Origin of the sequence: Aeribacillus sp. FSL M8-0254 (genome assembly GCF_038008845.1) — a bacterium.
Classification (GTDB): Bacteria; Bacillota; Bacilli; order Bacillales; family Aeribacillaceae; genus Aeribacillus; species Aeribacillus composti.
The window spans coordinates 45,026-68,171 of the sequence record NZ_JBBOZY010000002.1 but is presented as its reverse complement, the minus strand read 5'-3'; the positions used below and the strand labels follow the sequence as shown (position 1 = coordinate 68,171).

Here is a 23,146-nt window from a genome sequence, read left to right as displayed (position 1 = left end):
AAGAGCGTGCCGCCGTACGTTTATACGTAGGCAAACACGCTCTCATCGGAGGAAAAACGAAAATTTCCAGGCGTTTCGCTCTTGCGTTAAACACATTTATGCATTAAAATGAAGACAAGGCATAAATATGTTAACACAAGAGCTTTCGAGCAGGTGTTTGCCGTAGGGTGAGTACGGCAGACGGTTGTAGCGGACCCCCAATCCGACTACAACGCGCTTCGAAAGCTCTTCTATTTTGTCCCGTTCTATTATGTTGTCTCTATTGTACTACTAATCTTCGAGTCGCGACAAGGTCTATTTTCCAAAAATTCTCGACAGCCATCCCCGTTTTTTTGTCCCCTTGTCCTCCGTTGTCTTGTCCTCCGTTGTCGCAGCTGTCTCCAACGCGGCCTGCTTCTGTTCTTGAATGGCGCGAATAGATTCCATGAGTTTTCGGTCGCGTTCTTCCAGTCGTTGGTTGATGTAGCGTTGCTGCTCGTTGAGCTTTTCAATCAATTGACGATTCACCATTTCCAAGCGCTCGATTCGCTCGATTAGTTGATCTAGCTTGTCGTCATAGCGCGTCATATCGCTAGGTACGTCTAGCTCTTGAGCGATTTCCTCCGTTTCCTTGACACGCTTAACGACTTCGTTTACCGCGTTTTCAAGCGACATTCCTTCGTCTTGTGTGAGTCGTTTTAAATGTCGTAGGGCGACGATATCTTTTTCGTAATAGAGACGCTGTCCTTTGTCGTTCTTCTTAAACGGGTACCCGGCGTCTTCGAGCATGGCGCTCCATTTCCGTAAAGTTGACGAGGCAATCTCCAAATTATCCGACACGTCTTTCGAATAAAACGCGATTTTGTCTGACATAGCGCTATCAGCTACCTTCTTCATAGTTTTTCCTTATTATACAATGGTTTGGGCGCGTTATGTAGCGATTTTTATGCGATCTCGTACGCTATTAAACAGGTAAATATTGTATATGCATTTGGAAACTGATATACTTAGATTAACTTTGGACTTAAAGTTAGTCAAAATTCAAGGCGAAGGGTTGGGTATATTGGTATGAGATTGACGATCTCCATCAATCGCGAAATCAATGAGTTAATTCGGAAGATTGCCGAACAAATGGGAACAAGCAAGAGGAACGTTATCGCGTTTGCCTTGGCAGAAGTTCTGCAAAAAGGATATAGTTTCGAGCAACTGGAAGCGTTGAGAGAAAAGATCAATCTTGATTCCCAGACGACGATTTTTTTGACGGAGGAAATGGCGCGAAAAATTGAACAAATTGATCGTTTTGGTTTATCAAAAAGAACTTTTTTTGGATGTTTGATTTCTGATTATTTCCAAAAAAACAGTGAAAAGTTTCTCCTAGACTCTTCCGAAGATCTAGCAGAAGCCAAAAACAACGATTTAAGTCGTGACTATATCAACACCAATATGGACGAGGAGCTTAAAAAAAAAATAACTGATTTTTGCAAATCTAACTCTATTGCAATGAGTTTCTTGTTTTCGTATTATCTCTTGGCTAAGAATGTGCAGATACGCCCGTTCCAAATAAAGAAACGAGAATATCTGCATCTAAACATGAATGCGCTCGCCAGAAAAATGCTAGATAAAAAAAGTAGTGACATCAACGTGACTAGGCAATTTTATCTACATTTAGTCGCTTTGCAAATCTGTGAGGATTTCAATTTGTGAAATTTACAAAAATAGCGAGAAAATTCGCTATTTTTATTTACATTTTTTCTTGATTATGATATAATTTCCATATAATCAAAATAAAAAATAATCCATATTTGGAAAGGAGAGGAATTATTGTGTTTGACCAACTTCGAGGGCTATTGAATTCTTTGTTTGGAGACATTACGTCTACATTTATCACTTTGTTCGCCATTGGGATTCTTGTTTGTGGCCTATTGGCGGCATTTGGTGGAGAAGAAAATCAAGCAAAGTTCAAACGGGGGTTGTTTTTGTGTATCTCTGGGTTGATTGTGTTCTTGCTTGCCCGCCCGATTGTTTACTACTTCCAAAACAACCTCTAAGGGGTGAATGAATTTGGCATACGAAACACAGTCGATCGCTGAACGAAAGGAACAGTTGCGAGAAGAGGGTAAAGTGGAGTTGCCCTTAAACGTCGATACACGAAAGTATTTACTCTCTTTCATTCGTTATCGAGACGTGCTGATCTCCCTTCCGTTATTGATTGCTGGCATTGTGGCACTGTATATCATCCATCGAACGGGAATCGGCATTAATTCGCAGAACGTGATTGTCTGCCTCGCGCCATGGGCGACGTTCTTGCTGTTGCTGACGATTCAACATCCCGATCGGAAGAACATTTCGTTCTTCGAACACCGGATTGTTTGGCGAATCAAGTACAACAACCGTCAAAAACTGTTTGTTTACACAAAGGGTGATCTGATGGGAAAGAAGAAGGAAAAAGATGTTCGTGAACAGCTTGGCATTTCTAACATTTATTCCGACTGCTACGAAACAACGGACAAACGATTAGTTAAAGTGATTAAAGTGTCGAGCATTAATCTTTCGTTGCTAAATAACAAAGAGAAACGCATGATTTTTCAAGCATACGAAACGTTCCTCAACGACCTTCCAAAAAATCTGACGCTCCAAATCAGCCAAATCGCACAACCAGTCAACCTAAAAAACTACTTCATGTTCATCCAAGAGAAGACATCCCAAGAAGGAGATATATCAAAAAAGTTGTTGTCGGCGGGATATCTCAATTTCGTTGACAACATCCAAAAATCCAAGAACATGGTGTCCCGAAACCGTTATGTCATTATTTCCAAACCATTCACGGTGCAGAACAGAGACAGTGTCTTGGAGGAACTTGATCGACAGGCAAAAATCCTTGTTTCTCAAATCGAGAATATGCTCGGCGGTCGCTTTCAGCTGAAAGCAGAAATCTTAAACAACGAAGAGTTATTCCATCTCATCTACACCTGCGTTGACTACGAAAATGCACAAGTCAATGCGGAAATCAAAACAAGTACATTCCCAATCACGCTGGGAAAAGAGACATATATCGAGATGAAAAAGAGATGGGAGAAAGAAATAACGGAGAAAATCATTTAAGCCAGGGGGAAGGACGATGAGACTTACACTTCCTTTTTTCCGAAAAAAGAAAGAAGAGAGTTTGGAGGAATCGTATTACAACGCTAATGAACATATTTTGAATTTGCTTTCTCCTGACAGTATCGAAGAAAAAGAGAGTTATGTCCGTTCGGGTACGAACTATACCCGAACACTTGTTGTTGTAGAGTATTCATCCATTATTGTGCAGGAATACATTCAACGCTTGAATGACTTGAGCGATAACATCAGCGTCATTCAATACATCATGGAGTATGATTCTTCAGAAGTGCGGAGACATCTATCAGAAAGCATTAAGCAAAACAGTCAGAAACTATATTCCAAATATGTCAATGATGCAGGAAAAGCCGAAGCACAAGCGCAGATCGACAGTGCTAGAATGTTGCTTCATCAGCTGAGTTTCAAGAACGAAAAAATGTTCATGTTCCAAATGTTAATTCACATCGTCGCAAGCAACCTCAAAGAATTAGATGCACTAACTCAACAAGTCAAGGCCATTGTTGGCCCGTTTGCTAAGACATTAACCCCAACAACAAGAATGAAAGACGCTTTTGACAGCTTCTTGCCAATCGGCAAAAACAAAGTATATGACTTTACATATCGCCCGATGAATGCGGAAGCCGTTTCTTATTTCTTTCCGTTTCATGAAAATGAGATTTTCGACGAGAAAGGCATCATCAAGGGAAGAAACATGACAACCGGAAATGTGGTAATCGTAGACGATGATTTATTGTTAAACCGCCATGAATTTGTCATTGGGATTTCCGGTTCTGGGAAATCCACTTACATTTTTCAAGATATGATGCGGAAGTACATGTTAGGACGAAGAATCATTGTGATCGACCCGAAAGGAGAATTCGGGGAGGTATTTCGTACACTTGGCGGTGAGTGGGTGAAAATCAGCCTAAAAGGCGGGAACATCATCAATCCATTTGATATCCCGAAAAATCAACATGGAACAGAAGAAGGAAATCCACTGATCGCTAAAATCAGCACCTTGTTGACGATGTTCCGCCTCATGTATCCGCAGATGACAGATTTGCAGGAAGATGTCTTGTCGAAGTTATTAATTGAGCTGTACGCCAAGTTTGGCATCACGGAAGAAACAGACGTAAACGCATTAGCAGTAACGGACGTTCCGATCATGGAAGACTTCTATCATTTTCTTGAAGAAATCAAGGAAACAACCCCTGAAGAGTATGAGCACGTAAGGGACTTCCATACCACGTTGCACGCTTATGCGAAAGGCATGTTTGCCAAAGTGTTCAATGGGCATACCAACGTGGATGTGTCGAATCCACTTGTTGCTTATGATATTTTTGACCTCCAAAACCGGGAAAAAGCACAACGAGTAGTGTACTTCAATTTATTATCTCATATCAACTATGACATCTTGAACGGTGACCGGCATCCAACACAAGTGTATATTGACGAGGCGCATATCATCGCTGACCCAAAAGTGCCTCTGGCGATGGAATATGTGTATTTCATGATGAAAGTATTGCGGTCGTTTAATTGCGGTGTAACTCCTGCTACCCAGTCGATTAAAGACTTTCTGTCCGCGAAAGACGATAAACGAAACTATGGGGAAGCTGTCATTTCACAAGCTATTCAACGTTTATATCTCCCGATGCAAGAAGTAGAAATCAACTTCTTGGAGAAAGAACTTGGACATCAATTTTCTGAAGAGGAACGAACGACATTAACGGTCGTTGAGGGGCGAAAAGACGAACAAGCAGGTAAGGGCATCTATTTTGTCGGCTCGAAAAAAATCAAATTGGAAGTGCAGCTAACGGATGTTGAAAAACAACTATGGTTTGAACGGAAGTGAGTTGATCGTATGAAAGATGTCATACGCTCTCTACTTCTTTGGAAAGCAAGTCCGTTGATTTGGATCGGGGCTGGAGTTCTGTTTATCGTCGTACTCATTGGTGCCATCAGTAACGCTATTTTCGGGGAAGAAGAGAGCTTCTCCAATATCTCAGGCGGAGTAGCAATGTGTACGAAGGGAAAAGTGGATGAAGCAAGGATTGAAGAAGTACTATCTAACGCCGGAGTATTCACTGGAAAAAAAGAAGTATTTATGAACGCAGCTGAAAAATACGGCATTGATCCCGTGCTACTTATCGCCATTGCGTTGCATGAAACAGGATACGGAACATCCCCTGCCGTGAAAAACAAAAACAATCCTGGTGGCATTATGGACCCGAACACTGGAAAGCTGAAAGTATTTGATAGTCTGGAAGACGGCATCGATTTTATGGCAGGAAACCTCTATCGAGTGTATATATCTCAAGGATTAGTAACGATTCAACAGATTGGGGCAAAGTACGCTCCAATTGGAGCGAATAATGACCCCTCGAACTTAAACGCGAATTGGGTGCCAGTAGTCACCAATATCGCAAATGAACTAGGCGGCCTCTCGATGAACTGCGAAGTCATGGGGACAGGAGAATTCGCGCTGCCTACCGGTTCGATGAGTATCACGTCCAATTTTGGATATCGGAGTGATCCGTTCGGAGGCGGAACGGAATTCCACAAGGGAACAGACTTCGCTTGTTCGCGAGGTGATGCAATTTATGCAGCTGACGGGGGGCAAATTGTAGTGTCCGTGAAGTCCGGATATGGTGGCGGATACGGACACCATGTCATTATCAGCCACGGCGATATATTCACCTTGTACGGCCACATGGAACATGTGGATGTAGACGTAGGAGACACGGTGCAGAAAGGACAGAAGATCGGTACTTGCGGAACAACCGGTTCCTCAACGGGATACCACTTGCATTTTGAGGTTCAGCTAGACGGCATCTATGGTAAAAGAGTAGACCCAATGACGTACTTCCAGCCAGCAAAGAAGGAGGAAGATGAATGAGAATCACCGTTACTAACCTTGTGTTAATCGTTCTTCTATTGATTGCAGGAAGCTTTAGCTTCCTCTTGTATACGGACCTTCAGGAAGCAAAGGAAAAGATTGAGAAGTATCAAGATATCGAAAAGCTGAATCAACGATCAGAGGATTTTATCGAAGCGTTGGTTTATGGGAAACATAAAAAGTATCTGACCGGAGAACAACTGGCGCGATATGAAGCTGGCCTGAAAGAGTATGGAGAACCAACAGAAAAAAACATGGCGAAAATAAACGAATTTAAAATTCATCAGCTGTTCACAAAAAAGCAGAAAAATAAAGATGATGAGGCGGAATCGTATGCCATCGTACAGGTCCGATATGAAACAGGAGATCCTAATAAATACGGGGATGACTACATTCATACATTAACGGTCAACTCTCATTGGGTGAAAGACTCCGGAGAATGGAAAGTCGATCATATAGATATGGCTTTGCTTGAAGACAGCCGGGATGAAATGTTACGGAAACAAGCCGAAGAAGCGCTGCAGAAAGCTGGTCAAGCAAATTAAAGAAAAGGGGGAGAGGAAAAGTGAAACTGACGCCGGAACGGCGTAGACAGATATACGAGATCACGCAAAAAATACTCGCTATCTATGATCGTTTTTTCTCTTTTGTACTTAAGCTGTATGAAAAACCGGTGGAGCGAAAGAAAAGAGAGTTTTTCCTCACGTATCGCACAGAAATGACGGAAGAAGAAATTCGGGAGTATCAATATCGATTGACGGTAGGGTGGACAGTTCTCTTATTTATCGTCATTTTACTTTTGCTAGAGATCGGGGGGAGAATCTTTGGCTAAATTTGTTCGAGTCCTAGTCGTTGCGTTTCTGTTGTCCTTGGTGATCTTTCCAACGTCAAGTTTGGCGAAAACAGGAGATTTTTATGAAAAAAACAAAATGTTCTTTGAAGAACCGGAAAACTCAGATGACGAGAATAGATCGTCAAGTGCTTATATCGAGATTCTGAAAAACTACGATCAAAACAGTCAAACGATTGAGTGCGGAAAATTTCAGGTTACTTGCCATATCTATAAATTTATCTTTGAAACGGGAGTTTCAGCGTTGGAATTCATTAAAGAAATCATGAAAAAGACGATCATTTCTCCAACAGACATCATCCAGAATCCGTTGTATGAAAGATACCAGGACGGATTGTTCACGTTGTCAAAAACGGTATTGGCGATTTTTATCGTATTTAGCATGACAAAAATCATGAGCCTTCGCATGGCGGAAGCAGATGACGGACCGATTGTCATGAACGAAAAGCTCGTAAGTATCTTCGTGATCTGTGTGTTCTTGTTCTTGTACGAATCCATCGTTCATTGGATTTTGAACTTTCAAGAAAAACTTATGACCGAAATTATCGATACAATTCAAACTCAGGATATGGTAGCAAATATGATCTCCAATATATTGCTTTCTCCTGGGGTATTTGCTTTCATCGCTGTTTTAGTCATCGGAATCATTCTGGTGGTTCTAGCGCTACAGTTTTTCTATCGAATCGCTCTCGTTGCGATTTTGTATATTGTCGGTCCAATCGCCATCGTGACGAAAGTCAATGATACTTTTAACTTCTTTGATTTCTGGCTCAAACAATTCATCAGCGCGTTTCTCACGCTGGCCTTGCAGTTGATTGCGACAGCCATTGGGCTGCAACGCTTTTTTGAGAGACCGCAGTATTTCGGTGACACAACGAATTTGTTTATCGGAACCGCCTTTTTCATTCTTGCTGTGACGTTGCCATCCCTTTTAGGTCAATGGGGATTCAGCACCGGTTCAGCACGTTCTGTAATGTCAGGAGCGAAAACCATCGCCAGAGTAGCCATGAGACGCTAGACGCTAAGGAGGATGATAGACATGAAAAAATGGATGATAATCGGCACGGCTGTTTCATTGATGTTCCTGTTTGGATGTCAGAACGATCAAAAAGAAGTACAAAGTACGAAGGTAGAGGAAAAAACAAAGGCGAAAGAAGACAATTCGAAAGAAAAAGCAAAAAGCGTCTTTACTCGAAAAGATCGTCAGATCGCAAAGGAAAAAGCTGAAAAATTTGTTGTTCTTCTCACTGAGTTTCACGGGCGTTCTATTTTTAGCGATGAAGATAACAATAAAGTTCATAAAGAGTTGAGCCAAAAAGCTCGTAAACAAAAATTAATCCACTCAGAATCTGCTTTTGCAAACCCGCAATATACATCATTTGTTGAACGTACGAAAGAAGACAGCAAATTAATCCTTCGACGAGATCGTTTCCAGTTAGGCGATGAATTTGAAGAAATTTACTATAAATACATTGATGTTCATGAGTTAAGATTACCAATTAAATATACTGTTAAGTCTGATACGTCCTCAAAAGATGTGGAGTTAGAGTCGTTTATTCGCTTCGTTAAAACAACAGACGGAGAAATTTATATTTTGGACGCGCCAATGTTGAACAGCGTAGACTTGGAGAAAAAAGATGAGGACGCTTATTACGATGAATATAATCGGAAAGAAATCCAGCAAGAAGTAAAAGAAGAACTGAACATCCAATAAAGAGAGGTGATACTTATGCAATTTCCTCTGAACAAATATGGCGAAGTTGAGGTACAAAATAATGAGCTTCGGTATTTTATCCCTATCGCCTATACGGAAGCCAGTGATTTAGGAGAATTAGAGGAATCTTACAGAAAAAAAGGAAAAGAATTAATGGATTCCCCTTACTATCTCTTTGCGAGCAACCTCGAAGTAGTACGAAATCGCTTCTGTTTCACGTTCCAGTTAGAGGAAATGAAAGCTTTTCATTATATTCGGCAGTTCCCGTTTGAGGAACAGTTATACTATCTTCGTTCGTTAGTCGAACTGGCGAAAAATATTGAACAGACGCCGATTTTATGGGATAAAAATAGCCTTCTTGTGGACTTGACGGACGGAAAAATTAAAACGTTCCTCTTTGGGTTCGATAAACACCCGATTCATGTATCGCAAGATGTAGTGGACGGACTAAAAGAAACGATTATCCTGGCTTTGACGACGCTTCATCGTGTGTTGGGGAAACCAAGACGAATTGATTTCATCGATCAACGGGAGATCGTCATCCGTTTTGCGGAAAACATTTTACACGGAAAATCTGTTAGTGAAATCGGGAGAGTTATAGAAGAGACGATTTTGGAAATTGAACGTCAGTTAGAACAGGAGAAAAAAGAACAGCCGAAACCAAGCGTCTTTGAGGCCTTTAAGAAAAAATGGAACACGAAAAAAGAAACGGCTGCTACTGTTGAACAGCCAGTCTGGCGTATCTCCAAGAAAAAATCGAATCTTTCGGCACCATATGAAAAGAAAAAGTCGATTTGGGATAATAAATACGTGTATCTTTCTGCTTCGGCACTCGCTTTTGTCATTCTCATTGGAAACTCAACAGGGGTATTTGATTTTTCCAAACCTGAAGAAGCAAAAGCTAAACAAGAACAGACAGAAGTCATTCCATCTAGTGAGCTTATCGGTATTTACCGGCAGGCAATTACGGGAGACAAACAAAAAGCGTTAGATCAATTGGAGCGATTGGGATTTGATAATCTGAGCAAGAAAGACCAAAAAGTGATGTTGAGTTTATATGAAGAGACAGGACAGCCCGAAAAAGCCATTAAGCTGAAGCCGGAATATGCGGAAGAAGTCGTGAACGACTTAATCAGTAATCAAAAGTACGACGATTTAAGAACACTGCAAAGTAAAATTGATAATCCAGTTGTTAATTATGAGGTCGCTTTTTTAGATAAGAAATGGGAAGATGTAGTCCGATTAAAAGACAAAGTGAAAATGACCGACAGACGGGAAAACCAATTATTAAGCGCATATCTTCATTTGGGAAGAATGGATGAAGCTAAAAAATTGGTTGCGGAATCTCCTGAACTGAGCCAGAAAGTCCAGGATTTCGAGATGAAGAAAAAACAAGTCGAGAATTTGAAAATGCAGGTGCAACAGGTGCAAAAAAATGAAAAAGACGTGAAAAAACGTGATGAACAAGTGAAAAAACTGAATGAACAGATTAAGCAGCTGGAAGCAGCGATCAACAACATCTAAAAAAGTGGAGAGGGGCGATCATTTCACCCTCTCCACTTCTTTGGGAGGCTGGATGTTCATGTCTTTCACGGGTTGCTGCATCCGTTGTATCATATTTTGAATAAACTCTTTATTGATTTTCTTAGGGATGAATCCGATTCGTTCGCGAAGGATGTTTTCGATGACAAAGCATTTTCTCGTCCAGTACTCATACTCCTTATACGTGTATTGTTCTACATCGGAAAATTCCTTCGCTCCTTGCTTCATCGCCTGAATGAAAATGTACCGGTTGTTATACGTATCTGATCGTTCTTTTCGAGCTAATTTAAGAAGGTAAAGCAATTCGACAGTGGAGAGTTTCATCAGTTCAGGAGTGGGTTTTTTAGCGTCTTCGATCGTCGGGTGCTGTTGAGGAAGGAGATTTTTTCTTTTCCCGTTCTCCTGAACTTCGTTTCGATCAAGCTTCATTTTGCAAAAGCCGCAATAATAACGATGTTGGTGATTTTGTACCCCACTTCCACAGTACGGGCAAGTTTTCATCACAACTTGGCGAGGAGACTCCAACTTCTAAGCGTTAGCGAAAGTTGGAGAGGAATCGCCTTCTCTCCTTTCTACATAAAATTGGATTTTCACTAATTTTATACTGACTCCCTCTCTATATTGTTGTAACTTACTACAATTATTATAACATCTATTGTTGTAAGTTACAACATTTTTGATTTTTAGTTTGGCGAAGTCACCTTTGAGCGAATAGACCTATACATTCATCATTCAAACATGTATAATATATATAGAAGCTCCATATAAATAAAAATAAGACCGACGGTGCAGCAACACCCTCGGTCCTTCGCAATAGAACGGTTCCCTACAAGGGGGATCGGCAGCGGAGAGGAAATAATCCACCCGACCGGCCGTTAACTCAAGGGTGGATTATTTCTTTTGGTTGAAAGACAGTATTGAAACGATGAGACTTGCGAAAGCAATCGCAAACATTAACGCTTCAAATACCGTCATCGGCATCACCCCCTTTCTTCATATGAAGGGGTACAATGCCGACCCACCCTTGAGTTCTTCCGTTCTATTGCCTTTCTATTATACCATATATTTGCATCTACTGAAAACAGAAGATAATAAGAATTATCTTCTGTTTTTTTATTAGAAATCATTGAAAAACGAGAGATAATTCGGTAGAATATATAATAGAAAAACGAAAGATAATTCGGCTATTTTTTTAAAAGGAGAGAGATTGTTATGAAAAAGAATACAATGAACCAAAAAATTGAAGGAATTTTGCCGGAGGTAAAAGCGTCGTTGAGTTTTGAAGGTTTGCAAATAACTGAAGAAGAAGAAAAACTAATTAAAGCTGCATTGAGTGGAGATATTAGCCGAGCAACCTTTCTAAAAAAAGCAAGAGAGTTGGCTGAAAACCAATGATGCAATCAAAGCAATCAAAATACTGGTATCCAGGGACCGAAGTATTGATCAATAATTTCAATATTCGTGATCCTAAAAAACTCGAAACATTAGAGCGTATTATTACAGGTGAACGATTGGCAAAGCTATATCTAAAACCGATTTATGGAAAGTTTGATTTAAAACACTTACAAGCAATACACAAATTTCTTTTTAGCGACATTTATCCTTTTGCCGGAAAGATTAGGGATGAAAACATTGCGAAAGGCGGTTTTTCTTTTGCTAATGCACAGTTTATTGAGGAATCGGCGAAACAGCTGTTTAAGGAATTAGCCAATGAAAAGCATTTGAAGGGTTACGACTTCGAAAAATTTTCCGAACGTGCAGCATACTATTTGGCCGAGATTAACGTATTGCATCCTTTCCGAGAAGGAAACGGAAGAACACAACGTGAGTTTATTCGTTCCTTAGCGCTTAAAAATGGATATTCTCTTGAATGGAGCCGAATTGATCGTGAAGAATTATTAAGTGCTTCAATACGATCCATTACTGACATTCAGCCTTTAGTTAATGTATTAAAGAAAGCAATTGTGAACAGAGAGCCTGATAGACAGTTAATGAGGTTATTTGAGAATGCAAGAGGGATAGAAAGGTAGGTAAAGATGAATGTGGGTATATGGAGATGAAGAAGGCGGCTCCTGGATTATTAAGAGCGCTCAAACGGAAAATTAGAGATCGGCGTTATGCCGAACTCCTGCCAGGAAACCGCCGCTAATAGATTATCACAATTTTTAGATTTTGAATATCTGGTAATTAATTACAAAAGGAGAGAAGGGAAATTGGAAAAATACATTCATTGGTTACAGCAACAAGGAAAAAGTGAACATACCATCCGTCGCTATAAAACCGTACTAAAAGAATTTCAACAATGGTACGAAGGAATGACGGGTGGAGTTCCCTTCGATCCCAAAAATGTGTCTGCTATCGATCTCCAGGACTGGAAGAACTATTTAATAAATATTGCGCGTATTGAAAATCCAAAAACAGGGGAAAGGAAAAAACTCACGATTTCTACCGTTAACAACAAAATTGAGAGCCTGAAGGCTTATTTCCGGTATCTTTATGATACCGGTATTATTAAAGATAATCCGGCTTCTTCTCTTTCAGTACAAAAACAACAAACACCATTATCACCGCGTTGGCTTGAACGTGTTGAGAAAAATAAACTTTTGCATTACATTGACGATAAGGAAAAGCAAAAAAAAAATCCGTGGCGCTATGCGAGAAATCAAGCAATCATCTACTGTATGCTTCACGCTGGAATGAGGGTCAGTGAGGTTGTAGAGCTGGAATTAGAGGATATTGATTTCGCAAATGGTTATATCAATATACGTGATGGTAAAGGTGGGAAGGCTAGACGTATTCCCATGAACAGCGATCTAAAACATGCCCTAAGTCTATGGATAAGCGAAAGGAACACCAAAGAAACGAATACAAATAAAGTCTTTGTCTCTCAGAAAGGCGGCAATCTAACCATATCTGGCGTGAATAACTTATTTAATAAGATTCGACATGACTTAAAAATTGAAGAACTTACACCGCATGTGCTACGACACACTTTTTGCCATGATCTTATTGAAAAAGGTTTTCCTATTACTTATGTTGCCGATCTTGCGGGTCACAGTGATTTAGATACGACCAGGAGGTACGTGGCCACAAGCGATAAGGAAATGAAAATCGCTGTTGAGTCTTTATCTTCAGGCCGTTATCGACAAACAGAAAACAAAAAACATAAGGGTGAAGATGAAAGATAAAGGAAAAGTGAATGATTTGTATTTCGTCATCTAGAGGGCATTGGCCCTCTGTTTTCATGGTTTTGTAGTGGACTTGTGAGTGATACTTTCACAGAATACGAAAAGGGGAGGTATCCTGAATTTTTCAGCCCCCCTTTAAAAAACGGCTTCTCAGATTGGCGTATAACGCGTCTTCAATTGCAAAGTAATGGTTTTATATACGGAAGAGAAAAAGCGTCTCTATAGGGCATTTATGGCTTTTTAAAACGTATCCCCTTTTGTTCAATCAAAATTTTGCTATATTTTTTCCCTGATCATTTCTTCTGTTGCTCCAATAAATGCTTGGCAAAGCTTTCAACGGTATATTTTGACCAGTATGGCGTTCCGGCTACTACTAAGTCTTCCTTTGGAAACTTTCCTCTTTTGCGATAGACAGCAATCTTGTTTTGGGGGAAATGAATTCCTTTATCCTCTAGATAGCGCGCAAAATCACTTTGGGTGTAGTAGTCCTGGGAGTCTTTAATGATCGAGAAGTTAGGGTTTTTGATTAAATGCGTTTCGTTCTTGAAGAATTCCGCGATTAGTTGCAACGCAAATTCCAGCCATTCATCTTCAAGGTGCTGATATAGTAATTGGAGCGAGAATGCTTCCTCATTCGGTTTTTCAAAGAATCGAGCTAATTGCAAAAATGTCTTTTCTAACTCACTTAATGTTGAGGAAGTTTTCAATACTTCTTTATTGGATTCATCCAGTAAAGGTTTTAATTGAGGAAATTGATTGATGATCTTTTGTGTAGTATTTTTCATTTAATCCACCTCTTTGTTGTAAGTTACTACAATAATAGCATAAAATGTTGTATATCACAACATTTTCCCTAAAATAAATGGCTGTTTTATTGCAACGCTTTAAAACAGCCCATTTTTGAAAAGCTCGATGCTATTCAAAAATGGAGAAAGGGAAAGAAAGAAAAAGAAGAAGGAAGGAGGAAAACCTTCCTTCAGGAAAAGAACCCTCTTTCTTTGAGGGAAGTGTATTCTGCTTTGTAGTTGATGACTAGGTGATCGAGAACTTCAATCCCTAGTATCCTTCCGGATTCTGCTAGCCGTTTCGTCATTTCAACATCCTCTCTCGATGGAGTTACGTCACCACTTGGATGCTGATGTGCGACGATGATGCTAGCTGAGTTATTGAGGATTGCTGCCTTAAAGACTTCTCTTGGGTGAACGATGGATGCGTTGAGAGAACCGATATGGCAGCGATGAACGGCAACGACTTCGTTTTTGGTATTGAGGCACATAACGAAGAACACTTCTCTGTCGTCGTCGCCGATGAAGTGTGCTGCCACTTTTGCTGCATCCTCCGGACAACGGATTTTGTATCGCTCTTCCACCTCCTGAACGATTTGTTTGATGCGTTGGATTTCGTAGATTTTTTCCATGGTTGAACACTCCTTTCTTTGTTTGCCGGTGGGGGAATTTTTGCGCGAAGGTGGGTAGAAGGGTGCGGAACGAAGTGGAGCATACGAAGTATCAAGCGATTCGTTGACGGCTTGTGGGAAGCCCAATGACTTAGCAAGCCTTAAAAGCGATGCTTCTTAGGCTTGGTTAGCCGACTTGGCTTCCCCAAGCCGTCCGAAGAGCGCAGACCCTTTACGCGCCTAACAAGCAAAAATTATAATGGGGTGAGGCAAAGGAAGGAGCGTACTTGGGAAGGAGGTAAAAAATAAAACGCATTTTTAGCCTGTTGCATTTTTTTAATGCAACGGCCTAAAAATGCGCCAAGACAAACTTCTACTCGATGTAACTGAAAATGGGGAGAATAAATAAAAAAGAAAATAGGGATGTCTATGTTAGCAGGGTTATTCCCCATAGCCATCAAGTTAAGAATTTGATCTTTTTTCAGCGCCAAAAACATGGTATCCTTTCTAACGAAAATCATCGTTGGAAAGGATTATTTTTTGATGGCAAAAAAGATGAAGGCATGGATAAAAACGATTCGTCAACTCTTCTCCTCTGAAGAACTGACCCGTCTGGCACGGAAAGTCGGATTCATTCAGCGGCAGCGTTCATTAACAGCGGAAGCCTTTCTGACGCTATGTGCTTGGGGAGACGGATCGCTCGCCTGTCAGTCGCTTCAGCGGTTGTGTGCCGATTTGGCGCTCTGGCATGATTGCTCTCTCTCGAATGAAGGACTGAATCAGCGGTTTACGCCTCGTGCCGTGGCGTTTTTAAAAGAGGTCTTTTTTACTCTCCTGATGCATCAACGTCCGGCACTCTCTTCCATCACCGAGACGTATCGCGCTTGTTTCACCCGTCTGCGGATCTTAGACTCTACCAGTTTTTTACTTCCGGCCGACTATGGTGAGGACTATCAAGGTTCGGTTTCATCTGGCGCCAAAATCCAATTTGAGTATGAGCTGTTATCGGGAACCTGTCTTCAGCTGTAACTCCACTAACTACTTATATAACCAATAACAAAAGAGGTTAGAAAAAGAGAAATACCACCTAAAATCAGATATTTTTTGTCATTCCATTTAAAATAAAAGATAATACTTAATACAGTAACAATAAAAAAAATCAAACCAACAACCCAAATCATCTTTCTTTCCCCTACCCCGTTATTCTAGCAATAAATCCTCCTACTAAATACCCTGCTAATAAAATAATAAAAGATGCCCCTACATAAAATCCTATTCTAATAAATGTATCCTGACGGTTAACAAAATCGATAATTAAATCCAATACTTTCATATTGAATTCCTCCATAAATCTTTATTATTTATACAATAACATTAACATAAGATATCGACTATTTAAATACATTATTAATTTTATTTTCAAAATATGTTACATTTTTACAAATTTAATGATATAATCCATAATTGTAATATTCAAATACATTATTAATTTTATGTAAAATATGATACATTTTTACAAATTTTATGATATAATCCATAGCTGTAAGGCGCCTTACATACTATTTTTAAAATAGGAGTGTGAGGAAAATGGAACAAAAAGTAGTAAACTTAGAATCTGTATTAAAAAATAATAATATGCAGGAGTTAGACTTAAATGAATCTATTGAAGTTGACGGAGGAGTTTTACCAGCTCTAGCTGGGGTAGGAGCAGGATTCCTTAAAGTTGCTGGTTATGTAGGAGCTGGTGCTACAATCGTTGGTGCTGGTTATGCTGTCGGAAGATGGGTAGGTAGACACTTTTAATTTAATAGACTAGGAGGTCAAAAATGAAAAAGAAATTGTTTATTGAAGAATTGGAAGTAAGGCAATCTAGCTCTCCGTTATTTGTGAGCCCTATTGTGGATCCGGGATATGCCACAACGTTAGCTTTAGGCGAAGAAGGAGGATATACAACTCAAGCTATCGGGGAAGAAGGCGGGCCAATTGTTACCACATATGCACTTGGCGAAGAAGGCGGTTTTATAAAATAGGTTTTGTTAAAAGTTGGACAAGCGCCCCAGAGAATGTTTTCTGGGGCGCTAAAATTCGGAAAATTCTCATTTATTTCATCGGAGGTGCGAAATGGCGGAAGTATCTGTTGGTATTATCGGTTCACAATTTGAAAGGCATTGTCTTTATTTACAAAAGGAATTGGTTCGACAAGGCGCCCAAGCATTCATTTTAGATAATTCGCCGGATGTCCCCTACCCCTTAAGCTTTGGGGGTGAAGACAGCCATTATGAAAACCGTGATTTATCGGAAACGAACGTTTACTTTTTGAGAGCATTATTTGTTCCTACTCCTGCATTCGATACTTCTCAAATAAAGGAACAAATCAAGGAGAATGGATTTTTGGCATATGCGGCGGAGCGGGAGAGATATGCTGCTTGGCTGTCTTGGTTAAAATCTTCCTCTTACTTCGGCAGACTCATCGTCAATCCTGTTGATACACTGCTCATTCATTTTGCAAAGCCTTATCACCTCGAGTGTCTAAGAAGAGCAGGTATTCCCGTTCCTAAAACGTTAGTAACCAGCAATCCGGAAAAAGTTTTGGAATTCAGCCATAACTGCGATGTCATCTATAAACCCGTTGCTGGAGGAGCATTGTGCCGTCTATTGACAGAGGAAGATAAAAAACCTGAAAGATTAGAAGCATTGAGCACAGCACCGGTGCAATTCCAAGAATACATACAAGGTCAGGATGTACGTGTATTTGTCCTGGACAGAAAAGTCATCGCATCATTTATCATTGAGGGAGAAGGAATTGATTATCGTGAAGGCGCCCATCAAGTCAAACCCTTTGAGATAACGCCAGAGATCGCTCAGTTATGTATAGAGGCATGCGAAACATTAGGGCTTATTTTCAGCGGAATTGATTTAAAACTACGTCCAGACGGTTCTGTTATATGCATTGAATGTAATCCAAGCCCAATGTTCGAAGGATTCGATCGGGTTGCCCCTGTTTCAATTGTTTCCCAGCTGGCTTCATACTTGATCAAACAAGCCATTCTTAAAGAGGAAAATAAACTGAAAGTGAGAAACTGACGTTTGGAGAGGGAGTATTTGTGAATTACTCACAGTCATTTCAAAAACCGTTAGTATACAAAATAGGAAAGATAAAAGAAGATCGGTACTGGATTGAACGACCGGATGGACTTTTATTGCAAATAGATAACTATTCAAAAAAATTGTTGGAGCAGTTGGCAAACAAAGAGCCTATATCTTCTATTGCAGATAAAATGGAAGTATCGGAGAAGGAAATTTTACTATTTCTTGAAAAGTTAGGCATCGATAAGGATGCAGCCTTTTCCCTTATTGAAGAAAAACAATCTGATTTTGAGCCGTATCAAAAGCCGCTCATAACCTATTACAATCCTTGGCTGGAGCGTAAATGGTTTAACTGGATTACCGCAGGTGCTGTTTTGATTTCGATCATCAGCACCGTTTTGTTCATGATCAACACTCCATTTTTTCTCGTCACTGATCTAAAAGGTCAATGGATCATCGCCGGAGTTTTAACATTTTCAGTCCTCATCCATGAGCTTGGGCACTTATTAACAATGCCGCGTACAGGGAACATTTCCATTTCTGTTCAATGGTCCGGGCCTGTCCCGTTATTTAGCATTGTTTGCAATGAAGCTTGGAAGCTATCAAAATGGCAGCGCATGCGGATCAACATCGCGGGCTTTACGGCAGATTTGATTGTATGCGGATTAACATCAGTGATCGGCTTATGCTTTGCACAGCTTTCACCATGGATTTGGTCCTTTCTTATTGTTCATATGTTTAGAATGCTGTTTGCGATTTTCCCGCTGCTTCCTGGAGACGGCTACTGGATGATCGTTGATCTATTGAATCAGCCGAATTTGTGGAAAAATGCAATAGATCAACTAAAGAAATTGAAAATTAATTGGCTTTCCTTCTATGCTTTTGTGCGGATTGCCTTTCATATCTTTATTTGGATTTTATATACGTATTTCATTTTTTTGTGGTCAGCTATCATATTCACAAGGCCGTTTGAAGACGTTCTTTTATTCTTTTTACAGCCTGCGCCGTTGTTGTTATTCCTGAACCTTTTCTATCAGCTGATTTTCATTACTTCCCTCGGAATCAAGCATATAAGGCGGCTGGACAAGGCGGAACGGGCTCTGGAACGGTAACGATTTTTCGCCATTTTATGAAAATCATAACTTAATGATTCGCCATAAACGGCTCTCGAGTTGTTGAAAAGATTGCAAGAGTGGAATTTTTGAATGATTATTCCCGGAACGGAGCCAATCTTGAACATAATTTAATTGATTTTTTTTTGAAAAAATATTGACAAAAAATTGGTTCATCACCAAAAGATGTACTTGATTTTTACGTTAAAATGTGATAGAGGTCTCTAGACGGACACGCAAAGTAAAACGCTGGATATTTCGATACCCATATCCTCGCCTTTTGTATCAATTTTATTTTGTTGTTGATTCCTTCCATTGGACCATTTGAGTAAGAAAAAACGATGCAAGAAAGCACTGCGTCTCTTCGGGTGATGAGTGCCTTGGCAATACTGCGTACGGCGGCACAGTCGCTAAAAAGGTACCGGTCAAACCATTGGGTCAAACGAGTTTCGGCTTGCTTTCTTGTTTGGCTTTTGGATACGTAACGGAATGTTGAAGTGCTTGATAGACATCACGTAAATAAGCACTTTCTTGGCACCATTGTCGAACTTCCTGTCTCTCTTCTTCTGTTAATTTTTCTGGACGTTGGCTTAACAATCGGCACACGCGGCGAACGCTTCCATGTTTGGTTCCGCCTTTGGCAAGGTATTTGCGACAACGTTCCAGTGCATCGGTGAATAACTGAATCACATGGAAGTGGTCAAGAACATGGATGGCTTTTGGACATACCTTTTCAATGGCTTTTCTCATGGCAGGAGCCAAGTCGCTGACAACATACTTCACTTTGGAGGCGACGGGTTGAAGCGCCTCCACAATGGCTTCTTCATTTTTTCCAGAAGCAATGGAAAGGACATTCCGAGTCTGTGTGTCCATCACCGCTACTCCGTAATCATGTCCCTTTCGGAAAGCGAATTCATCCACACATACTACTGTAGGATTCGATGTTGGTAAAAGAGCCGGGGCATATTGATAAAACCAGCGTTCTACTGTCGTATAGGCGAGTTGTAACAAGCGAGCGACTTCTTGAATCGTTTTTCCGATGCATAACTGGGCGACCCAATGTTGAAACGATTCCGTCGCGATACTGTGAGACGGAAGTCCCGGATAAGAAACGGTGAACGTCAGAAAACAGGCTTGGCAACGCCGTCTTTCTATGGGAAGTTCAATCCAAAATAAACCGACCGTATTGGCATAGCCATGAATCCATTGTTTTCGTTTCGATGATATTTTGGTTGTCCGTCCGAAGCAAGTCGGGCAGATCGGACAATGAGGAGGGAGGGAAAGTTCAAAAATCCATCGTTCTCCCTCTTTTCGTTCTCCTTGAATAAGAAAATCTGGTAAAGTGATCAAATCTTTGAATTTCGCATTTTTTGTACCCTTGATCAGAAAAAAACCTGATTGTCAAGTACATTTTGTGGTGAAGAGCCTTTTATTTTCAAAATATGTTACATTTTTACAAATTTCATGATATAATCCATAATTGTAATATTCAAATACATTATTAATTTTATGTAAAATATGATACATTTTTACAAATTTTATGATATAATCCATAGCTGTAAGGCGCCTTACATACTATTTTTAAAATAGGAGTGTGAGGAAAATGGAACAAAAAGTAGTAAACTTAGAATCTGTATTAAAAAATAATAATATGCAGGAGTTAGACTTAAATGAATCTATTGAAGTTGACGGAGGAGTTTTACCAGCTCTAGCTGGGGTAGGAGCAGGATTCCTTAAAGTTGCTGGTTATGTAGGAGCTGGTGCTACAATCGTTGGTGCTGGTTATGCTGTCGGAAGATGGGTAGGTAGACACTTTTAATTTAATAGACTAGGAGGATAGTGGGTAGCATGTCTAAATTAGAAATTGCAAATGCAAGAGATTTAACGGAACAAGAACTAAGAGAAACTGACGGCGGTTGGGTGCCTTGGGCAATTGCTGGAGGGCTTTTCATAGTTGGTGGAATCGCTGGTTACATGGATCAAAAACAAGAAAATAAAAAAAATAAATGTGGAAAATAAAAATTATATAAAAGTAAATCAATTGGGGATAGTTTAAACTATTCCCATTCGATTTTGTTAGGAGAATTGGTATGTTAAGCCTAAAAAGATACATTTGTGTAAAACAGCATGATGAAAAAGACTGTGGAGCTGCATGTTTAGCAACTATTTCTAAACATTATGGTTTAAAAGTACCAATTTCTAAAATTAGAGAAATTGCAGGAACTGATAAGAAAGGTACTAATGTTTATGGCTTAATCAAAGCTGCAGAACATCTTGGTTTTTCTGCTAAAGGGGTAAAAGCTAATCCTGATGCTTTAAAAGAACGATTCCCTTTACCGGCTATAGCTCATGTAGTAATTGATGGTAAATTACTTCATTATGTTGTTATTCATGAAATAAGAAATGACAAAATGATTATTGCCGACCCAGGAAAGGGAATTGTTAAGTATAAAATTGAAGAGTTTTTAAAAATCTGGACTGGAATTTTGATATTAATGGTTCCTTCAGAAACATTTAAAAAAGAAGATCAAATACAAAGTACTTTTTCTCGTTTTTCGCATGTAATATTTGCTCAGAAATCTTTACTAACTCATATCATTATTGCCTCTTTTATAATTACACTTTTTGGTATTTTAGGCGCCTTTTATTTTCAAATAATTATAGATGAAATACTTCCCAATGGTATCAAAAGTACGTTACATATAATCTCTATTGGATTAATAATAATGTATTTGTTTCAGGTAATATTATCAGCATTTAGACAATATTTATTACTTTACCTTGGGCAACGTCTAAGCATATCTATTATGTTAGGTTATTATAACCATGTTTTAAAACTTCCTTTAAATTTTTTTGGTACAAGAAAAGTCGGAGAAATAATCTCACGTTTTACGGATGCTAACAAAGTAATCGACGCTATTTCAAGTGCTGCTTTAACTGTTATTTTAGATGTAATAATGATTATCATAGTTGGAGGAGTTCTTTATTTTCAAAGTCCTACATTATTTGGGGTCACTTTGTGTCTAATTCCGATTTACATAGCAATAGTATGGGGATTTTTTAAATCCTACGACAAAATAAATAAACAAGAAATGGAAAATAATGCTCAACTTACTGCTAAAATTGTTGAGTCGTTAAATGGTATAGAAACAGTAAAATCATACAACTCTGTAGATAAAGTCAATACAGAAACAGAGAAGCAGTTTGTAAAATACTTAAAATCAGTATTTAAACATGGATTAATCGACACCTTTCAAACTTCTTTAAAAAGTTTCTTAGAACTTGCAGGTGGTGCTTTAATATTATGGATTGGAGCTACAAAAGTCCTTGATGGAAGTATATCTATTGGACAACTTATAACTTTTAATGCACTATTAACTTATTTTTTAGATCCTTTACAAAATTTAATTAACTTACAACCTAAGCTTCAATCAGCAGCAGTTGCTGCTGAAAGATTAGGAGAAATTTTAGATATTGATCAAGAAATATTAGAAAATGAAGAACATAAAATTACTAACCCTGAACTAATAAAGGCACCTGTTACCTTTAATTCAGTGGATTTTAGGTATGGTACAAGAAATTTAGTTTTAAAATCAATAAATATCAATATTAATCCAGGTGAAAAAATTGCATTTGTTGGAGAAAGTGGTTCAGGAAAGTCCACTCTAGTCAAACTTATTATGAATTTTTATTCTCCCGAAAAAGGAGAAATTTTAATAAATGGTATCAATATTAATGATATTCAAAGAAATACTTTAAGGGAAAAAATTGCATTTATTCCTCAAGAGGCTTTCTTTTTCAGTGGTACTATTCTTGAAAACCTTATGTTAAGCGCACCTCCAAATACAAGCATGGAAGATATAGTTAATGCTTGTAAAATCGCAAGAGCTCATGAATTTATTAATAAATTACCTCTAAGATATGAGACGATCTTAGAAGAAAATGCTTCAAATTTATCAGGTGGTCAAAAACAAAGATTAGCCATTGCACGCGCATTTCTAAAACAGCCGAGTATTTTAATAATGGACGAGTCAACAAGTAACTTAGATTCTTCTGCTGAAAAAGCTATATTAGAATATATATATACGCGTGATGATATAACAACCATTTTTATAACCCATAGATTAAGTACCATTATGAGATGTGATCGTATCTATGTTATGGAAAATGGGGAAATAGTTGAGGAAGGTTCTCATGATGAATTAATGAACAAACAAGGACATTACTATAAGCTATGGCAAAATCAAATACCTTCAGTAACTGAACCATGGTGGTAAGATAAT

The 23,146-nt window shown here is 39.2% G+C and carries 28 protein-coding genes and 1 pseudogene; 21 read left to right on the top strand and 8 right to left on the bottom strand.

From position 1 onward, the window contains the following. Positions 1 to 294: 294 nt before the first annotated feature. Entirely contained in the window at positions 295 to 852 is a 558-nt protein-coding gene (locus NSQ44_RS18630; RefSeq protein WP_340858350.1) for a MerR family transcriptional regulator, read from the bottom strand. Between the two features lie 195 nt (positions 853 to 1,047). Between NSQ44_RS18630 and NSQ44_RS18625 the strand changes: the two genes are divergently transcribed. The 10 genes from NSQ44_RS18625 to NSQ44_RS18580 all read left to right on the top strand — a co-directional run bounded on the left by NSQ44_RS18625 (position 1,048) and on the right by NSQ44_RS18580 (position 10,062). Next, positions 1,048 to 1,683 carry a hypothetical protein gene (locus NSQ44_RS18625; RefSeq protein WP_340790051.1) on the top strand — a complete coding sequence of 212 codons (636 nt, stop codon included), beginning with the start codon at positions 1,048 to 1,050 and terminating at the stop codon, positions 1,681 to 1,683. 119 nt (positions 1,684 to 1,802) lie between these two features. Then, positions 1,803 to 2,027 carry a hypothetical protein gene (locus NSQ44_RS18620; protein WP_340790050.1) on the top strand — a complete coding sequence of 75 codons (225 nt, stop codon included), beginning with the start codon at positions 1,803 to 1,805 and terminating at the stop codon, positions 2,025 to 2,027. Between the two features lie 7 nt (positions 2,028 to 2,034). Then, a complete protein-coding gene (locus NSQ44_RS18615) occupies positions 2,035 to 3,081 on the top strand; it encodes a hypothetical protein (RefSeq protein ID WP_340858349.1) in 1,047 nt (348 codons plus the stop codon). Between the two features lie 16 nt (positions 3,082 to 3,097). After that, positions 3,098 to 4,930: a VirB4 family type IV secretion system protein gene (locus NSQ44_RS18610; protein ID WP_340858348.1), complete on the top strand. Its 1,833-nt coding sequence runs from the start codon at positions 3,098 to 3,100 to the stop codon at positions 4,928 to 4,930. Positions 4,931 to 4,939: 9 nt separating this feature from the next. Then, entirely contained in the window at positions 4,940 to 5,974 is a 1,035-nt protein-coding gene (locus NSQ44_RS18605) for a peptidoglycan DD-metalloendopeptidase family protein (protein ID WP_340858347.1), read from the top strand. Next, positions 5,971 to 6,519 (top strand): hypothetical protein, encoded by a 549-nt coding sequence (locus NSQ44_RS18600; RefSeq protein ID WP_340790045.1) that lies wholly within the window; start codon positions 5,971 to 5,973, stop codon positions 6,517 to 6,519. Before NSQ44_RS18605 ends, NSQ44_RS18600 begins: the two co-directional genes overlap by 4 nt. 20 nt (positions 6,520 to 6,539) lie before the next feature. Continuing rightward, positions 6,540 to 6,806 (top strand): hypothetical protein, encoded by a 267-nt coding sequence (locus NSQ44_RS18595; protein ID WP_340858346.1) that lies wholly within the window; start codon positions 6,540 to 6,542, stop codon positions 6,804 to 6,806. Further along, entirely contained in the window at positions 6,799 to 7,842 is a 1,044-nt protein-coding gene (locus NSQ44_RS18590) for a conjugal transfer protein TrbL family protein (RefSeq protein WP_340858345.1), read from the top strand. Before NSQ44_RS18595 ends, NSQ44_RS18590 begins: the two co-directional genes overlap by 8 nt. A gap of 21 nt (positions 7,843 to 7,863) precedes the next feature. Next, the gene (locus NSQ44_RS18585) at positions 7,864 to 8,538 is read left to right on the top strand and encodes a hypothetical protein (protein ID WP_340858344.1); all 675 of its coding nucleotides are present in this window, start codon (positions 7,864 to 7,866) and stop codon (positions 8,536 to 8,538) included. A 15-nt stretch (positions 8,539 to 8,553) separates the two neighbouring features. Further along, positions 8,554 to 10,062: a hypothetical protein gene (locus NSQ44_RS18580; RefSeq protein ID WP_340858343.1), complete on the top strand. Its 1,509-nt coding sequence runs from the start codon at positions 8,554 to 8,556 to the stop codon at positions 10,060 to 10,062. A gap of 18 nt (positions 10,063 to 10,080) precedes the next feature. On the opposite strand, the gene NSQ44_RS18575 is transcribed toward NSQ44_RS18580, so the two are convergent. After that, the gene (locus tag NSQ44_RS18575) at positions 10,081 to 10,509 is read right to left on the bottom strand and encodes a hypothetical protein (RefSeq protein WP_340858342.1); all 429 of its coding nucleotides are present in this window, start codon (positions 10,507 to 10,509) and stop codon (positions 10,081 to 10,083) included. A gap of 462 nt (positions 10,510 to 10,971) precedes the next feature. Further along, entirely contained in the window at positions 10,972 to 11,055 is an 84-nt protein-coding gene (locus tag NSQ44_RS19140; RefSeq protein WP_353391810.1) for a putative holin-like toxin, read from the bottom strand. Positions 11,056 to 11,292: 237 nt separating this feature from the next. Here NSQ44_RS19140 and NSQ44_RS18570 point away from each other — a divergent pair, with 237 nt between their 5' ends. From NSQ44_RS18570 to NSQ44_RS18560, 3 genes are all read left to right on the top strand, one after another. Beyond that, positions 11,293 to 11,475: a hypothetical protein gene (locus NSQ44_RS18570; RefSeq protein WP_042385846.1), complete on the top strand. Its 183-nt coding sequence runs from the start codon at positions 11,293 to 11,295 to the stop codon at positions 11,473 to 11,475. Further along, complete coding sequence (locus NSQ44_RS18565; protein WP_042385843.1) at positions 11,472 to 12,110, top strand: Fic/DOC family protein; 639 nt, start codon at positions 11,472 to 11,474, stop codon at positions 12,108 to 12,110. The genes NSQ44_RS18570 and NSQ44_RS18565 overlap by 4 nt, the downstream gene beginning before the upstream one ends. Positions 12,111 to 12,293: 183 nt before the next feature. Then, positions 12,294 to 13,268, top strand: coding sequence for a tyrosine-type recombinase/integrase (locus NSQ44_RS18560; RefSeq protein ID WP_340858341.1), 975 nt, complete (start codon positions 12,294 to 12,296; stop codon positions 13,266 to 13,268). A 293-nt stretch (positions 13,269 to 13,561) separates the two neighbouring features. Here NSQ44_RS18560 and NSQ44_RS18555 read toward each other — a convergent pair whose 3' ends face one another. From NSQ44_RS18555 to NSQ44_RS18545, 3 genes are all read right to left on the bottom strand, one after another. After that, positions 13,562 to 14,053: a hypothetical protein gene (locus tag NSQ44_RS18555; protein ID WP_172418762.1), complete on the bottom strand. Its 492-nt coding sequence runs from the start codon at positions 14,051 to 14,053 to the stop codon at positions 13,562 to 13,564. 191 nt (positions 14,054 to 14,244) lie between these two features. Beyond that, a complete protein-coding gene (locus NSQ44_RS18550; protein WP_340858340.1) occupies positions 14,245 to 14,685 on the bottom strand; it encodes a JAB domain-containing protein in 441 nt (146 codons plus the stop codon). Positions 14,686 to 14,918: 233 nt separating this feature from the next. Continuing rightward, a complete protein-coding gene (locus NSQ44_RS18545; RefSeq protein WP_340858339.1) occupies positions 14,919 to 15,155 on the bottom strand; it encodes a hypothetical protein in 237 nt (78 codons plus the stop codon). Positions 15,156 to 15,207: 52 nt separating this feature from the next. Between NSQ44_RS18545 and NSQ44_RS18540 the strand changes: the two genes are divergently transcribed. Continuing rightward, positions 15,208 to 15,693, top strand: a complete 486-nt coding sequence (locus tag NSQ44_RS18540; protein WP_340858338.1) for a hypothetical protein — start codon at positions 15,208 to 15,210, stop codon at positions 15,691 to 15,693. 163 nt (positions 15,694 to 15,856) lie between these two features. Here NSQ44_RS18540 and NSQ44_RS18535 read toward each other — a convergent pair whose 3' ends face one another. Further along, positions 15,857 to 15,997 carry a hypothetical protein gene (locus tag NSQ44_RS18535; protein WP_012749540.1) on the bottom strand — a complete coding sequence of 47 codons (141 nt, stop codon included), beginning with the start codon at positions 15,995 to 15,997 and terminating at the stop codon, positions 15,857 to 15,859. A 254-nt stretch (positions 15,998 to 16,251) separates the two neighbouring features. Between NSQ44_RS18535 and NSQ44_RS18530 the strand changes: the two genes are divergently transcribed. The 4 genes from NSQ44_RS18530 (at position 16,252) to NSQ44_RS18515 (ending at position 18,863) form a co-directional block, all read left to right on the top strand. After that, on the top strand, positions 16,252 to 16,467 hold the full coding sequence (locus NSQ44_RS18530) for a class IIb bacteriocin, lactobin A/cerein 7B family (protein WP_144972630.1): 216 nt from the start codon (positions 16,252 to 16,254) through the stop codon (positions 16,465 to 16,467). A gap of 23 nt (positions 16,468 to 16,490) precedes the next feature. Further along, the gene (locus NSQ44_RS18525; protein ID WP_063388395.1) at positions 16,491 to 16,694 is read left to right on the top strand and encodes a hypothetical protein; all 204 of its coding nucleotides are present in this window, start codon (positions 16,491 to 16,493) and stop codon (positions 16,692 to 16,694) included. A 91-nt stretch (positions 16,695 to 16,785) separates the two neighbouring features. Beyond that, positions 16,786 to 17,748, top strand: a complete 963-nt coding sequence (locus NSQ44_RS18520) for an ATP-grasp domain-containing protein (protein ID WP_339193332.1) — start codon at positions 16,786 to 16,788, stop codon at positions 17,746 to 17,748. A 20-nt stretch (positions 17,749 to 17,768) separates the two neighbouring features. Next, complete coding sequence (locus NSQ44_RS18515; RefSeq protein WP_340858337.1) at positions 17,769 to 18,863, top strand: hypothetical protein; 1,095 nt, start codon at positions 17,769 to 17,771, stop codon at positions 18,861 to 18,863. A gap of 204 nt (positions 18,864 to 19,067) precedes the next feature. On the opposite strand, the pseudogene NSQ44_RS18510 reads toward NSQ44_RS18515, so the two are convergent. Further along, positions 19,068 to 20,246: pseudogene (locus tag NSQ44_RS18510) on the bottom strand (ISL3 family transposase). Between the two features lie 220 nt (positions 20,247 to 20,466). Between NSQ44_RS18510 and NSQ44_RS18505 the strand changes: the two are divergent. The 3 genes from NSQ44_RS18505 to NSQ44_RS18495 all read left to right on the top strand — a co-directional run bounded on the left by NSQ44_RS18505 (position 20,467) and on the right by NSQ44_RS18495 (position 23,140). Then, complete coding sequence (locus tag NSQ44_RS18505) at positions 20,467 to 20,682, top strand: class IIb bacteriocin, lactobin A/cerein 7B family (RefSeq protein ID WP_144972630.1); 216 nt, start codon at positions 20,467 to 20,469, stop codon at positions 20,680 to 20,682. Between the two features lie 29 nt (positions 20,683 to 20,711). Beyond that, positions 20,712 to 20,882 carry a class IIb bacteriocin, lactobin A/cerein 7B family gene (locus tag NSQ44_RS18500; RefSeq protein WP_340858336.1) on the top strand — a complete coding sequence of 57 codons (171 nt, stop codon included), beginning with the start codon at positions 20,712 to 20,714 and terminating at the stop codon, positions 20,880 to 20,882. 71 nt (positions 20,883 to 20,953) lie between these two features. Then, a complete protein-coding gene (locus NSQ44_RS18495) occupies positions 20,954 to 23,140 on the top strand; it encodes a peptidase domain-containing ABC transporter (RefSeq protein WP_340858334.1) in 2,187 nt (728 codons plus the stop codon). The last annotated feature ends 6 nt before the right edge of the window (positions 23,141 to 23,146 follow it).

What these genes read in the sequence shown, in the direction of transcription:
- NSQ44_RS18550 (WP_340858340.1), bottom strand. Translation starts at nt 14,685, where the DNA reads ATGGAAAAAATCTACGAAATCCAACGCATCAAACAAATCGTTCAGGAG.
- NSQ44_RS18540 (WP_340858338.1), top strand. Translation starts at nt 15,208, where the DNA reads ATGGCAAAAAAGATGAAGGCATGGATAAAAACGATTCGTCAACTCTTC.
- NSQ44_RS18610 (WP_340858348.1), top strand. Translation starts at nt 3,098, where the DNA reads ATGAGACTTACACTTCCTTTTTTCCGAAAAAAGAAAGAAGAGAGTTTG.
- NSQ44_RS18555 (WP_172418762.1), bottom strand. Translation starts at nt 14,053, where the DNA reads ATGAAAAATACTACACAAAAGATCATCAATCAATTTCCTCAATTAAAA.
- NSQ44_RS18525 (WP_063388395.1), top strand. Translation starts at nt 16,491, where the DNA reads ATGAAAAAGAAATTGTTTATTGAAGAATTGGAAGTAAGGCAATCTAGC.
- NSQ44_RS19140 (WP_353391810.1), bottom strand. Translation starts at nt 11,055, where the DNA reads ATGACGGTATTTGAAGCGTTAATGTTTGCGATTGCTTTCGCAAGTCTC.
- NSQ44_RS18565 (WP_042385843.1), top strand. Translation starts at nt 11,472, where the DNA reads ATGATGCAATCAAAGCAATCAAAATACTGGTATCCAGGGACCGAAGTA.
- NSQ44_RS18505 (WP_144972630.1), top strand. Translation starts at nt 20,467, where the DNA reads ATGGAACAAAAAGTAGTAAACTTAGAATCTGTATTAAAAAATAATAAT.
- NSQ44_RS18585 (WP_340858344.1), top strand. Translation starts at nt 7,864, where the DNA reads ATGAAAAAATGGATGATAATCGGCACGGCTGTTTCATTGATGTTCCTG.
- NSQ44_RS18600 (WP_340790045.1), top strand. Translation starts at nt 5,971, where the DNA reads ATGAGAATCACCGTTACTAACCTTGTGTTAATCGTTCTTCTATTGATT.
- NSQ44_RS18500 (WP_340858336.1), top strand. Translation starts at nt 20,712, where the DNA reads ATGTCTAAATTAGAAATTGCAAATGCAAGAGATTTAACGGAACAAGAA.
- NSQ44_RS18615 (WP_340858349.1), top strand. Translation starts at nt 2,035, where the DNA reads ATGAATTTGGCATACGAAACACAGTCGATCGCTGAACGAAAGGAACAG.
- NSQ44_RS18625 (WP_340790051.1), top strand. Translation starts at nt 1,048, where the DNA reads ATGAGATTGACGATCTCCATCAATCGCGAAATCAATGAGTTAATTCGG.
- NSQ44_RS18520 (WP_339193332.1), top strand. Translation starts at nt 16,786, where the DNA reads ATGGCGGAAGTATCTGTTGGTATTATCGGTTCACAATTTGAAAGGCAT.
- NSQ44_RS18580 (WP_340858343.1), top strand. Translation starts at nt 8,554, where the DNA reads ATGCAATTTCCTCTGAACAAATATGGCGAAGTTGAGGTACAAAATAAT.
- NSQ44_RS18630 (WP_340858350.1), bottom strand. Translation starts at nt 852, where the DNA reads ATGTCAGACAAAATCGCGTTTTATTCGAAAGACGTGTCGGATAATTTG.
- NSQ44_RS18530 (WP_144972630.1), top strand. Translation starts at nt 16,252, where the DNA reads ATGGAACAAAAAGTAGTAAACTTAGAATCTGTATTAAAAAATAATAAT.
- NSQ44_RS18570 (WP_042385846.1), top strand. Translation starts at nt 11,293, where the DNA reads ATGAAAAAGAATACAATGAACCAAAAAATTGAAGGAATTTTGCCGGAG.
- NSQ44_RS18605 (WP_340858347.1), top strand. Translation starts at nt 4,940, where the DNA reads ATGAAAGATGTCATACGCTCTCTACTTCTTTGGAAAGCAAGTCCGTTG.
- NSQ44_RS18535 (WP_012749540.1), bottom strand. Translation starts at nt 15,997, where the DNA reads ATGAAAGTATTGGATTTAATTATCGATTTTGTTAACCGTCAGGATACA.
- NSQ44_RS18575 (WP_340858342.1), bottom strand. Translation starts at nt 10,509, where the DNA reads ATGAAGCTTGATCGAAACGAAGTTCAGGAGAACGGGAAAAGAAAAAAT.
- NSQ44_RS18495 (WP_340858334.1), top strand. Translation starts at nt 20,954, where the DNA reads ATGTTAAGCCTAAAAAGATACATTTGTGTAAAACAGCATGATGAAAAA.